Source organism: Segeticoccus rhizosphaerae (assembly GCF_005222685.1).
GTDB lineage: Bacteria > Actinomycetota > Actinomycetes > Actinomycetales > Dermatophilaceae > Segeticoccus > Segeticoccus rhizosphaerae.
Map to the genome: position 1 here is coordinate 65,831 of NZ_SWMA01000011.1, position 12,055 is coordinate 77,885.

Sequence of the window (12,055 nt, forward strand, 5' to 3'; positions counted from 1 at the left end):
CGACAGAGAGGAGCCGGTGCGCCAGTGACCGCCGACCCCGCCGCTCGTCGTGGGATACCCGACGCCACCGTGGCGCGTCTGCCCGAGTATCTCCGGGCGCTCAGCAGCCTCGCCGGGCAGGGTATCGGATCGGTCTCCTCCGAGGAGCTCGCGGCCGCCTCGGGCGTGCGCTCGGCCAAGCTGCGCAAGGACCTGTCCCACCTCGGTTCCTACGGCGTGCGTGGCGTCGGGTATGACGTGGACCTGCTCGCCGCGGAGATCTCCCGTGAGCTGGGGCTCACCCAGGACCGCTCGGTGGCCATCATCGGGATGGGCAACCTGGGCCGCGCCCTCGCGGCCTACTCCGGCTTCGTCACCAAGGGCTTCCGCATCGTGGCGCTCGTCGACGACGACCCCGCCGTGGTGGGGGACACCGTCGCCGGGATCACCGTCCGCGCGCTGGACGACCTCGACCGGCTCGCCGCCGAAGGTCTGTCCATCGGCGTCATCACGACCCCGGCGCACTCTGCGCAGCTGGTCTGTGACCGGCTGGTGACCGCCGGGGTGCACGCCATCCTGAACTTCGCGCCGTGCGTGCTCGCGGTGCCCGACGAGGTCGACGTGCGCAAGGTGGACCTGTCCACCGAGCTGCAGATCCTCGCGTTCCACGAACAGCGCAAGGCCCTCGCCTCTGGCCTCGGCCTGGAGGAGGTTGCCCCGTGAGTCTGCTGGTCCTCGGGCTGTCACACCGGTCGGCGCCCCTCGAGCTGCTCGAGCTGGTCGCGCTGTCGTCCGAGCGAGCCGCGCAACTGGCCGACACCGTGCACCGTGCCGAGAGCGTCGGCGAGGCCGTCGTGGTCGCCACCTGCAACCGGGTCGAGGTCTATGCCGACGCGGTGACCTTCCACGGTGCGGTGAGCGAGATCGGCGAGGCCCTGTCGCGTGCCACGTCGGTGCCGATGGAGCGGCTGCGTGAGCACCTCTACGTGCACTACGAGGACCGCGCGATCGCCCACCTCTTCTCGGTCGCCTGCGGCCTGGACTCGATGGCCGTCGGCGAGGGGCAGATCCTCGGCCAGCTGCGTGAGGCGCTGCGCAGTGCCCAGCGGCAGCAGAGCATCTCCTCCATCCTCGGCGACCTCTTCCAGCACGCCCTGCGGGTGGGCAAGCGCGCCCACGCCGAGACCGAGATCGACCGAGTGAGCGGGTCGCTCATCGAGGCGGGACTGGAGCGGGCGGGGACCACCCTCGGGCCGCTCTCGCAGCAGCGGGTGCTGGTCGTGGGGGCCGGGTCGATGAGCAGCCTGGCCGCGATGACGTTGTCCCGCCGGGGCGCTCGCGAGCTGGTCATCCTCAACCGCACCGCCGCCACCGCCGAGCGCCTCGCGACCGCGACCGGCGGGTCGGCCCGCCCCTGGGGCGCCCTGGCCGAGTCCCTGACCGACGCCGACCTGGTCATCTCGTGCACCGGGGCGGTCGGACACGTCATCGACGCGGCTTCGGTGACCGCGGCGCAGACCGCCCGCTCGGGCCGCCACCAGGTGTATGTCGACCTGGCCCTTCCGCGCGATGTCGACCCCGAGGTGGGTCACCTCGCGGGCATCACCCTCGTGGGCCTCCGCGAGGTCGGGCAGCTGCTCGACGACTCGAGCACCGCTCCCCCCGTGCAGGCCGTCGAGGACCTCGTCGTGGGGGAGGTCGGCGCCTTCCTGGCCGGCCGCCGGGCCAAGTCGGTCGCGCCGACCGTGGCGGCGCTGCGCTCCCGCGCCGCCGACGTCGTGGCCGCAGAGCTCGTCCGCCTCGAGCAGCGCGCACCATCGCTGTCGGAGGAGGAGCGCGCCGAGGTGCAGCTCACCGTGCACCGGGTCGTCGAGAAGTTGCTGCACGCGCCGAGTGTGCGGATGAAGGAGCTGGCCGTGTCCGGGGCCAGCGGCGACTACGCGCAGGCCCTGCGCGACCTGTTCGACCTCGATCCCCACGACGTCGCCACCGTCTCGGTGCCGCCCGAGCAGGGGGGCCTCGCATGACGATCCGGCTCGGCACCCGCCGCAGCGCGCTCGCGACCGCCCAGGCCACCTGGGTGGCCGACCGGCTGCGCCAGCTCGGCCACGACGTCGAGCTCACTCCGATCACCACCTTCGGCGACACCAGCTCCAGGCCGCTGTCCGAGATCGGTGGCACGGGCGTCTTCGCCACCGGCATCCGCCTCGCCCTGCACCGCGGGGAGATCGACGTGGCCGTGCACTCGCTCAAGGACCTGCCGGTGATCCCGGAGCCCGGACTGCACATCGCCGCGATCCCCGTCCGCGAGGACCCGCGTGACGCCCTCGTCGCCCGTGACGGACTCACTCTGGGTGAGCTGCCGTCGGGCTCCGTGGTCGGCACCGGCTCGCCGCGCCGCGCCGCCCAGCTGGCCGCGCTCGGCCTCGGACTGCAGGTGCGGTCGATCCGCGGCAACGTGGGCACCCGACTGGGACTCGTCGCAGACGGCACCTGTGACGCCATCGTGCTGGCCCGCGCGGGTCTCGCCCGGCTCGGGCAGCTCGACGTGGTCACCGAGGTCCTCGACCCGCTGCAGATGCTCAGTGCGCCGGGCCAGGGCGCCCTCGCCGTCGAGGTCCGAGCCGACGACCAGGCGATGGTGTCGGCGGTGGCCGTCCTCGACGACGACGACACGCGTGCCAGCGTGAACGCCGAGCGAGCCGTGCTCGCCGCGCTCGAGGCCAGTTGCACCGCCCCGATCGGGGTCCTCGCCGAGGTCTCCGAAGGGGACGCGGGGCAGACCGAGCTGTGGATCCGTGCCTTCGTCGGCGCGGAGGACGGCTCGGCGTCCCTGCGCCGCTCGACCTCCGGACCGACATCCCGTGCGCACGCCCTCGGCGAGCAACTGGCAGCCCAGCTGCTCGAGGACGGCGCCGACCAGATCACCGCGCTGCACGACGGGCCCCGTCCCGGCGACCCGCCGACCGAGCCACCGGGGGCGGGTGCCCGCAACCGGCCACCCGCCGCCTCCACCCCTGCCAGCCCGGCAACACCGACCCGTCCAGATCAACCTGCTCCGGAGCGTGCCCAGTGAGCCCCATCCGCTCAGCCGCAACAGGCAAGTCCACCGTCCGCAAGTCCAAGATGCCCGCCCGTGTCGCCTTCGTGGGCGCCGGTCCCGGCGACCCGGGCCTGCTCACCCTGCGGGCTGCCGAGTTCCTCGCCGCCGCAGACGTGGTGGTGATCGACCAGGTCAGCCGCGAGGACTTCGTGGCGCGACACGCCCCGGAGGGGGTCGAGGTCGTCGACGCCGGACACGGTGAGCACGGCCAGCCACTGACGCATGCGTCGCGCGCCAAGCTCCTCGTGCGCACGGCCAAGGCCGCCGGCACCAACGACGGCCACAGCGGGCTGGTCGTCCGGCTCATGGACGGCGATCCCGCGACCTTCAACGGCCTGGCCGAGGAGGCCCTCGCCTGCCAGAAGGCAGGGATCTCCTTCGAGGTCGTGCCCGGGGTCAGCGCCATCTCGGCCGTCCCGGCATATGCCGGGGTGCCCCTCACCGCGGCGAGCTCGCCGTCGCTGCACGTGGTGAGCGGCGGGGACACCAAGGTCGACTGGGCCCGGTCCACCGGCTCCAACGTCACGGTGGTGGTCCTCGGCACCCCCGAGAGCCTGGCCAAGGCCCTCGGTGACCTGCTCGATGCGGGTCGCGACGCGGCGACGCCGGTCGCCGTCACCGAGCGCGGCACGACCATCACCCAGGTCACCCACACGACGACGCTCGGCGAGGTCGCCGCGCTGATGAAGTCGGCCAAGGTGCAGTTCCCGTCCCTCGCCGTGGTCGGGTCGACGGTGGACCTGCGCGACCGGCTGTCCTGGTTCGAGACCAAGCCGCTCTTCGGGTGGAACGTGCTGGTGCCACGCACCAAGGACCAGGCCGGCAGCATGACCGCCCGGCTGGCCTCCTACGGCGCCACCAGCGACGTGGTCCCCACGATCAGCGTCGAGCCGCCCCGCACCCCGCAGCAGATGGAACGCGCGATCAAGGGGCTGGTCACCGGTCGCTACGAGTGGATCGGCTTCACCTCGGTCAACGCGGTCCGCGCGATCCGGGAGAAGTTCGTCGAGTTCGGCCTGGACGCACGGGCGTTCGCCGGGCTGAAGATCGCCGCGGTCGGCGGCGTCACGGCGCAGGCGCTGCGCGAGTGGGGCATCGAGCCTGACCTGGTCCCTCAGCACGACCAGTCGGCCAAGGGGCTGCTGGAGGCCTGGGCTCCCTACGACGACGTGCTCGACCCGATCAACCGGGTCTTCCTCCCCCGGGCGGACATCGCCACCGACACCCTGGTGGCGGGTCTGCAGGACATGGGCTGGGAGGTCGACGACGTCACGGCCTACCGGACCGTCCGGGCCGCCCCGCCGCCCGCACCGGTGCGCGAGGCGATCAAGTCCGGCAAGTTCGACGCCGTCTGCTTCACGTCCAGCTCGACCGTGCGCAACCTCGTGGGCATCGCCGGCAAGCCGCACGCCTCGACGGTCGTCGCGTGCATCGGCCCCGCCACGGCCAAGACCGCGGAGGAGCACGGTCTGCGGGTCGACGTCCTCGCCGCCGAGCCGTCCGCTGCGTCGCTCGTCGACGGTCTCGCCGACTACGGCCTTGGGCTCGCTCTTGCCGCGGCCGAGGCCGGCGAGAGCGTGGTGCGGCCGAGCGCTCGCAAGACGTCGTCGCGACGCCGCGCCAAGTGATCGACGACGGCGCCGTCCCCCGGGTCACACCGGCGGGCCTGCTGCACCGCCCGCGCCGGCTGCGCCAGACCGCGGCGATGCGCCGGCTCGTGGCCGAGCACCGCTTGCACCCGGCCGAGCTGGTGCTGCCTATGTTCGTCCGTGAGGGTGCGACCGAGCCGACGCAGATCACCTCCATGCCCGGCGTCGTGCAGCACACCACCGACTCGCTCGTCGCAGCGGCACGTGAGGCCGTCGCGGCGGGCGTGGGCGGGCTGATGCTCTTCGGCGTCCCCACCCACCGCGACGCCATCGGTTCGGGAGCAACCGATCCGGACGGCATACTCAACGTCGCGTTGCGCGCGGTGAGGGACGCCGTCGGTGACGACACGGTGCTCATGGCCGACCTGTGCCTCGACGAGTTCACCGACCACGGGCACTGCGGCGTCCTCGACGCGCAGGGGCGGGTCGACAACGACGCGACCCTGGGTCGGTATGCCGAGATGGCCCTCGCGCAGGTCGGTGCCGGCGCGCACGTGGTCGGCCTGTCGGGGATGATGGACGGTCAGGTCGGGTGGGTCCGGTCGGCTCTGGACGAGGCCGGTCTCACCGACGCCGTGGTGCTGGCCTACGCCGCGAAGTACGCCTCCGGTTTCTACGGCCCCTTCCGGGAGGCCGTCGAGTCGACACTGCAGGGCGATCGCGCGACCTACCAACAGGATCCGGCCAACGCCACCGAGGCGCTGCGCGAGCTGCGCCTCGACCTGGACGAGGGGGCCGACATCGTCATGGTCAAGCCCGGGCTGCCCTACCTGGACGTGCTGGCCGCAGTCGCCGCGGAGTCGGACGTGCCGGTCGCGGCCTACCAGGTCTCCGGCGAATACGCGATGATCGAGGCGGCTGCCGCCCACGGGTGGATCGACCGCGAGCGGGTGATGATGGAGGCGCTGACCTCGCTGCGGCGGGCCGGCGCGCAGATCATCCTGACCTACCACGCCGTCGAGGCGGCCCGCGCGTTGTCCCGGCCTGCCTGATCCGAGAGGACTGGTCGTGAGGTTTGAGCCGGGAAGCCCGCCTCAAACCTCACCACCCTTTCCAGCGGGCGGGCGGTAGGTGCCCCGCAGCCATACGTCGTGCGGCAGGTGCGCCTTGCCGGGCACCGGGAGCCGTTCCTCGACCACGTCCGTGAGCACCGCGGCCGCGCGTGGAGCGGGGTCTCCCAACGGCATACGGCTCATCCCGCGACCCTAGCCGGGCGCCGCCCCGGGCCGCTGCGCCGACGGGACGAGGCATTTGGGTAGTCACGCTATCCAACCACTGATATGTTGGATCTTGTCACTATCCAAACTGGTCGGGAACTTGGCCGAGGAGGTCGCCGTGCGAGATCCAGAACACGCGTGGTCGGTCCTGATCGCACTGCACGCCCTCGCCGCGAGCCTGGCGCTGGTCGTCGGTCCGGTGAACGTGCTGCGCCGTCCGCGGGGCGACCGCGCCCACCGGGTGGTCGGGCGGGTGTGGCTCGTCCTGATGTACTTCACCGCCGGGTCCTCCTACTGGATCCAGCAGCTGCGTCCGGGGAGCTTCAGCTGGATCCATGCGCTGTCCACCTTCACCCTGGTCACCCTGACGCTCGGTCTCTGGAACGCGCGACGGGGCCGCATCCGGGCCCACGCCGGCAACATGATCGGCACCTACCTCGGTCTCGTCGGTGCGCTGATCGGCGTCGTCGCGGTCCCGACCCGGCTGGTGCCGCAGGCCTTCCAGACGAACTGGCTCGCCATGCTGGGCCTCACCGTCGGCGTCGTCGCCGTCGGGCTCGCGGTGGTGGCCCTGATCGTCCGTGGGCTCGGGCGCGACCAGGACGGTCGCTCAGGTCACCCGGCACGCAGGGCCGACTCGGCCGCACGGACCGCCGCTGCGCCGTAGCTCCGGCCGAAGAGGGCGGCGTGCACCAGCAGTGGGTGCACCTGGTGCAGCGGCACCCGATCGCGCCAGCCCTCGGACAGCGGCCAGGCCCGGTCGTAGGCGGCGAGCACCAGCTCGAGGTGCGGGGCGCCGAACAGCTGCAGCATCGCCAGGTCGGTCTCGCGGTGGCCGCCCTGCGCGGCCGGATCGATGAGCAGCGCAGCACCGTCAGCGCCCCAGAGCAGGTTGCCCGTCCACAGGTCGCCGTGGATCCGCGAGGGAGGTTCCGGAGGCCCGGCCAACGTCGGCAGTCGCTGCACGAGCTGCTCGATCGTGGCGGTCTGGGCAGCGTCGAGGGCTCCGCGGTCGCGCGCGAGGCGGGCGAAGGGCTCGATCCGCTGGCTGGCGAAGAACTCCGGCCAGGTCGCGGCGCCGCCGGACGGAAGCGGCAACGTGCCGATGTATGCCGGCGGGTCCACCCCGAAGCGTTCCGCGCCGGCGCGGTGGGTGCGAGCCAGCACGTCGCCGAACCGTTCAGCCGCAACCGGCGTGGGCGATCCGGGCGCGACCCACTCCTCGATCAGGGCGTGCTCGTCGGCTCCCAGCACGCGGGGGACAGGCGCCCCGTGGGCGTCCCGCAACCAGCGCAGGCCGCGCGCCTCGGCCGCGAAGAAGCCAGGTGGAGCGTCGTCGAGCGCTTTCACGAAAACGGTTGTGCCATCGTCCAGTCGGACGCGGTGGGTCGCGCAGATGTCGCCACCTGGCACGCCGGTGACCTCGGCAGCGTCCTGGCCGAGGAGTCGCTCCACGGCGGCACGAGCTGGTGCGGACATGGTCCGACCCTACGGTCGGGCACGGTCCGCGCAGAGCGGGCCGCGGCATACCGGCACGCCCGTCGGAGCACCTCTGCGCGGCGCGTAGTCTGTGCCGGACATCTGCCCGGGAGGGAAACACATGTGGCTCAAGGCGAGCGTGCTGAGCGCTGCGCTGCTGCTGGCGGCGACGGCGTGCGGTTCGTCGAGCCCTGACGCGGCGGACACGCCGGCCCCAGGCAGGTCGAGCGGCGCCGCGACTGGAGAGACGACGACGAGCAGTGCCGGAGCCGAGCCCGACGCACCGAGCAGCGCAGCCGGTTCACCGGGCGCCGCGCCGACCGTCGGTGACCTGCCGCCGGTGTGCAGCCTGCTCACCTCGGCTGACCGCAAGCGCCTGGTCGGCAAGTCCGTCGACCGGGTCATCCCGGTCTCCGGCGTCGGCGAGGGCTACACCTGTCGTTGGGTGGAGGCCGACTCCCTCGCCCCGAGCACCCTGGTGCAGGTGACGGCGATGCCGTCCTCGACCTGGGCGCAGACCCTGCCGTCGGCCCTCGAGCAGATGGAGCAGCACAAGGACCAGTTCAGCGCGGCCGACCGCAAGGAGCTCGTGCAGGCGCAGAAGATGGTTTCCGGCGGGAGGCTCGATGCGAAACAGGCGTGCAGCCTGTTCACGACGCTCTCGGAGATCGGCGGAGCCCCCCAGGGTGCGGACCGGACGGTCAACCTGCTGCCGGTCGGCCAGAGCACCGGCGTCTCGGCCCAGACCTGCACGGCCGGCCGGTTCACCTCGGTGGTCTTCGCCAGGCCGGGGCTGCAACGGAGCGAGCAGCTGACGAACCTGGCCCTCGCGGTGCTGGCCAGGGCCCACCAGCGCTCCCAGCGCCTGCCCTGACCCGGCCGCGCCGGTGCTCGCCCGAGCGCCTTTCTGCGCCCCAAACCGGTTTCGACCGCCCGTTTCGGCCCCGCGAGCGGTCTGACCGACCGAAAGCCCACTGAGCCGGGCGCGGGGCGGATCACAGACAGGTATGCCGGCCGCCCCAGGTGGGCGGCCGGCATACCAGGTCGTGCTGGGTCGGCGTCAGCTGGCGTCGGCCTGCTGCTGCACGAGCTGGATGTCGAGGTTGAGCTTGATCTTCTCGGAGACGAGCATGTTGCCACCGTCGACGGCGACGTTCCAGGTCAGGCCGAAGTCCTTGCGGTTGACCTCGGCGGTCGCCTCGAACGCGGCGCGGGTGCCGCCCCACGGGTCAGGGGTGACGCCGTTGAAGTCGAGGTTGAAGACGACCTGCTGGGTGACGCCCTTGATGGTCAGGTCGCCGACCAGCTTGTCGGAGGACACCTGGGTCGAGGTGAAGGTCATCTCGGGGTTGTTCTCGACGTCGAAGAAGTCGGCCGAGCGCAGGTGGGCGTTGCGGTCGTCGCTGCGGGTGTCGACCGAGGCGAGCTGCACGGTGGCGGTGACCGAGGAGTCTTCGAAGGGCTCGGCGATGACGACGTCGGCGGAGAACTCCTCGAACGTGCCGCGTACCTTGGTGACCATCAGGTGACGGGCGATGAACCCGACCTCGCTGTGGGCGGCGTCGACGGTCCAGGTGCCGGGGGTGAGGTCCTGCAGGGTGCTCATGTGTGCTCCTTGAGTGGTTGTGGTCTGCGTTGTTGGCACCACCATACCGAAGAATGATTGAAAGTTCAACTAGATGTCGGTGGGCTCTCGACCCGAGACCGGTCGGAGGAGCTCACTCGGCCGGCCGCGCCGGGGATGACTCGCCGAAGCGGTGGCGGGTCGAGAGGGGGAAGTGGCAGTTCGTCCGAACCCCCCGGGGCCTCACCGTCCTACCCATAGACTTCCCGACATGCAGGGGACCCCGAGGGCACGATGGCTGGATGCCGAGCAACAACGCGACTGGCGCGCCTACCTGCGCGCCTCCAGGTTGCTCGAGACGGCGCTCGACCGCGACCTGCAGGAGCACGGCGTGCAGCTGTCGGAGTACGAGATCATCTCGATGCTCTCCGAGGCGCCGGGCCGGCACCTGCGGATGTCGGCGCTGGCTGACCTGGTCGTGCAGTCCCGAAGCCGCCTCACCCACACCGCGAACCGGCTCGAGCGGCGCGGCTGGGTGGAGCGACGCCCCTCGGCGGGTGACCGGCGCGGTATCGACCTGGTGCTGACGGCGGAGGGCCGGCGGGCCCTCGAGGGGATGGCGCCGGTGCACGTCGAGAGCGTGCGGCGCAACCTGCTGAACCACCTCAGCGCCGACGAGTTCCACGCCCTCGGCTCGGCCATGCGTTCCATCGCGGACGGCATCAGGTCGCAGGCTCCTGGCCACGACGTGGGCAAGGGGACCGACGCGATCTGACCGTCCCTGGCGGGGGCGCGCTGCCGTGGGGTGGATCACACCCGGCCGGCTGAGACAATGCCGCCATGACGGCAGACCCCTTCGATGCCCCCCAGTCACGTGCCCTGCTCGAGCGCGCCGCCCGGGTCACGCCCGGCGCGGTGAACAGCCCCGTGCGTGCCTTCGGCGCGGTGGGCGGCACGCCCCGCGTCATGGCCAGCGCGCGAGGCCCCTACCTGGTCGACGTGGACGGGCGCGAGTACGTCGACCTGATCGGCTCCTGGGGGCCGATGATCCTCGGGCACACACACCCCGACGTGCTCGCGGCGGTCAGCGAAGCCGCCTCGCGCGGCTTCTCCTTCGGCACGCCGAGCGAGAACGAGATCCTCCTGGCCGAGGAGATCGTGTCGCGCGTCGGCCCGGTGGAGCAGGTCCGGCTCGTGAGCAGCGGCACCGAGGCCACGATGAGCGCCCTCCGGCTGGCGCGCGGTTTCACCGGACGGTCCAAGGTGGTCAAGTTCGCAGGGTGCTACCACGGTCACGTGGATGCCCTGCTGGCCTCGGCCGGCAGCGGGGTAGCGACGTTCGCCCTGCCGGACTCCGCGGGGGTCCCGCCGTCGAGCGCCGGCGAGACGATCGTCCTGCCCTACAACGACCTGGCCGCCGTCGAGGCCGCCTTCGCCGAGCACGGCGACGAGATCGCCGCGGTCATCACGGAGGCCTCCCCCGGGAACATGGGGGTGGTCCCACCGCTGCCCGGCTTCACCGAGGGGCTGCGCCGGATCACCGCCGACCACGGCGCACTGCTCATCTCCGACGAGGTCATGACGGGGTTCCGCTGCAGCGCCGCCGGGTGGTACGGGCTCGAGGGTCCGTATGACGGGGGCGCGCCCGACCTGTTCACCCTCGGCAAGATCATGGGCGGCGGCTTCCCGGCCGCGGCCTTCGGTGGACGGGCCGAGATCATGGCCCGGCTGGCGCCGACCGGGCCGGTCTACCAGGCCGGCACGCTGTCGGGGAACCCCGTTGCCACGGCCGCCGGACTCGCGACCCTGCGCGGTTGCACGCCGGAGGTCTACGACCGGCTCGCCGTGGTCAGCCAGGCCATCGCCGGGGCGACCGGCGACGCCCTGTCCGCGGCCGGCATACCGCACGCGATCCAGTGGGCCGGGAGCATGTTCAGCGTCTTCTTCACCGAGGGCCCGGTGACCGACTACGACGGAGCCAAGGCGCAGAACACCGAGCTGTTCAAGGTCTTCTTCCACTCGATGCTCAGCCAGGGCGTGCACCTGCCGCCGAGCGCTTTCGAGTGCTGGTTCGTCAGCGCCGCGCACGACGACGACGCGGTGGACCGCGTGCTCGCGGCCCTCCCGGCGGCGGTCAGGGACGTCTCAGAGTCGTTTGCGACAATCGCGCTATGACGGCCCCCCACGAAGAGCACCCCACGAAGTCACTCGTGTCTCGCTCGCTACTTCGCGGGGACCCCGAATGACGAGCGCCAGCTGGCCCGCGCCGGCCGAACGGACCGCCGTGCACCTGCTGCGACACGGCGAGGTCGAGAACCCCACTGGTGTGCTCTACGGGCGGCTGCCGGACTTCCACCTGTCGCAGCTGGGACAGGAGATGGCCGAGCGGGTCGGCAAGCACCTGGCCGACCACGACATCACCGTCGTCGTGGCCTCCTCGCTGGAGCGCGCGCAGGAGACGGCGGCGCCGGTGGCGCAGGCGCACGGGATCAGCGTCACCACCGATGACCGGGTGATCGAGGCGGAGAACTACTTCCAGGGCATGACCTTCGGGAGGGGCGACGGGTCACTCTCCCGGCCCCAGCACTGGCGGCGCCTGGTCAACCCGTTCCGCCCCTCGTGGGGTGAGCCGTACGTCCAGCTGGCGCGGCGGATGCTGGCCGCGATCGACGACGTCCGCGAGAGCGCGCGGGGGCACGAGGCGGTGATCGTGTCGCACCAGCTGCCGATCTGGACCCTGCGCTGCCACCTGGAGGGCCGGCGCCTCTGGCACGACCCGCGCCGGCGGCAGTGCTCGCTCGCGTCCCTCACCACGTTGACCTACCGTGGCGACGAGCTCGAGTCGATCGCCTACAGCGAACCGGTGGCCGACCTGCTGCCCCGTGCCCGGAAGACGGCCGGAGCATGACCCACCCCACGAAGTTCTCCGCTTCGCTCCGATACTTCGCGGGGGCCCCGACACGCCACCCCACGAAGTTCTCCGCTTCGCTCCGATACTTCGCGGGGGCCCCGACACGCCACCCCACGAAGTTCTCCGCTTCGCTCCGATACTTCGCGGGGGCCC

Annotated in this window: 13 protein-coding genes; 10 read left to right on the forward strand and 3 right to left on the reverse strand. The window is 72.0% G+C overall.

Features of this window, described 5'->3' with window-relative positions; all coding sequences use genetic code 11:
- The first annotated feature begins 24 nt into the window (after nucleotides 1-24).
- The 5 genes from FCN22_RS10025 to hemB are packed head-to-tail and all read left to right on the forward strand — an operon-like array spanning nucleotide 25 to nucleotide 5,723.
- On the forward strand, nucleotides 25-702 hold the full coding sequence (locus tag FCN22_RS10025) for a redox-sensing transcriptional repressor Rex (protein WP_238384655.1): 678 nt from the start codon (nucleotides 25-27) through the stop codon (nucleotides 700-702).
- Nucleotides 699-2,006, forward strand: coding sequence for a glutamyl-tRNA reductase (locus FCN22_RS10030; RefSeq protein ID WP_137121401.1), 1,308 nt, complete (start codon nucleotides 699-701; stop codon nucleotides 2,004-2,006). Before FCN22_RS10025 ends, FCN22_RS10030 begins: the two co-directional genes overlap by 4 nt.
- Entirely contained in the window at nucleotides 2,003-3,055 is a 1,053-nt protein-coding gene (hemC, locus tag FCN22_RS10035) for a hydroxymethylbilane synthase (RefSeq protein WP_137121402.1), read from the forward strand. Before FCN22_RS10030 ends, hemC begins: the two co-directional genes overlap by 4 nt.
- A gap of 50 nt (nucleotides 3,056-3,105) precedes the next feature.
- Entirely contained in the window at nucleotides 3,106-4,710 is a 1,605-nt protein-coding gene (locus FCN22_RS10040; protein WP_137121440.1) for a bifunctional uroporphyrinogen-III C-methyltransferase/uroporphyrinogen-III synthase, read from the forward strand.
- Nucleotides 4,707-5,723, forward strand: coding sequence for a porphobilinogen synthase (hemB, locus tag FCN22_RS10045; protein ID WP_274381570.1), 1,017 nt, complete (start codon nucleotides 4,707-4,709; stop codon nucleotides 5,721-5,723). Before FCN22_RS10040 ends, hemB begins: the two co-directional genes overlap by 4 nt.
- Before the next feature lie 42 nt (nucleotides 5,724-5,765).
- On the opposite strand, the gene FCN22_RS21595 is transcribed toward hemB, so the two are convergent.
- Nucleotides 5,766-5,927, reverse strand: coding sequence for a hypothetical protein (locus FCN22_RS21595; protein ID WP_162308180.1), 162 nt, complete (start codon nucleotides 5,925-5,927; stop codon nucleotides 5,766-5,768).
- A gap of 139 nt (nucleotides 5,928-6,066) precedes the next feature.
- On the opposite strand from FCN22_RS21595, the gene FCN22_RS10050 reads away from it, so the two are divergent.
- Entirely contained in the window at nucleotides 6,067-6,615 is a 549-nt protein-coding gene (locus tag FCN22_RS10050; protein WP_162308181.1) for a DUF2306 domain-containing protein, read from the forward strand.
- On the opposite strand, the gene FCN22_RS10055 is transcribed toward FCN22_RS10050, so the two are convergent.
- The gene (locus FCN22_RS10055; RefSeq protein ID WP_137121404.1) at nucleotides 6,564-7,427 is read right to left on the reverse strand and encodes a fructosamine kinase family protein; all 864 of its coding nucleotides are present in this window, start codon (nucleotides 7,425-7,427) and stop codon (nucleotides 6,564-6,566) included. The two genes, FCN22_RS10050 and FCN22_RS10055, sit on opposite strands and share 52 nt — an antisense overlap.
- Before the next feature lie 121 nt (nucleotides 7,428-7,548).
- On the opposite strand from FCN22_RS10055, the gene FCN22_RS10060 reads away from it, so the two are divergent.
- Complete coding sequence (locus FCN22_RS10060; RefSeq protein WP_137121405.1) at nucleotides 7,549-8,301, forward strand: hypothetical protein; 753 nt, start codon at nucleotides 7,549-7,551, stop codon at nucleotides 8,299-8,301.
- Nucleotides 8,302-8,487: 186 nt separating this feature from the next.
- Here FCN22_RS10060 and FCN22_RS10065 read toward each other — a convergent pair whose 3' ends face one another.
- Nucleotides 8,488-9,033 carry a YceI family protein gene (locus tag FCN22_RS10065; RefSeq protein ID WP_137121406.1) on the reverse strand — a complete coding sequence of 182 codons (546 nt, stop codon included), beginning with the start codon at nucleotides 9,031-9,033 and terminating at the stop codon, nucleotides 8,488-8,490.
- Nucleotides 9,034-9,262: 229 nt separating this feature from the next.
- On the opposite strand from FCN22_RS10065, the gene FCN22_RS10070 reads away from it, so the two are divergent.
- From FCN22_RS10070 to FCN22_RS10080, 3 genes are all read left to right on the forward strand, one after another.
- Nucleotides 9,263-9,766 (forward strand): MarR family winged helix-turn-helix transcriptional regulator, encoded by a 504-nt coding sequence (locus FCN22_RS10070; RefSeq protein ID WP_137121407.1) that lies wholly within the window; start codon nucleotides 9,263-9,265, stop codon nucleotides 9,764-9,766.
- A gap of 65 nt (nucleotides 9,767-9,831) precedes the next feature.
- Nucleotides 9,832-11,166: a glutamate-1-semialdehyde 2,1-aminomutase gene (gene hemL, locus FCN22_RS10075; protein WP_137121408.1), complete on the forward strand. Its 1,335-nt coding sequence runs from the start codon at nucleotides 9,832-9,834 to the stop codon at nucleotides 11,164-11,166.
- Between the two features lie 67 nt (nucleotides 11,167-11,233).
- Complete coding sequence (locus tag FCN22_RS10080; protein ID WP_137121409.1) at nucleotides 11,234-11,899, forward strand: histidine phosphatase family protein; 666 nt, start codon at nucleotides 11,234-11,236, stop codon at nucleotides 11,897-11,899.
- Nucleotides 11,900-12,055 lie beyond the last annotated feature (156 nt).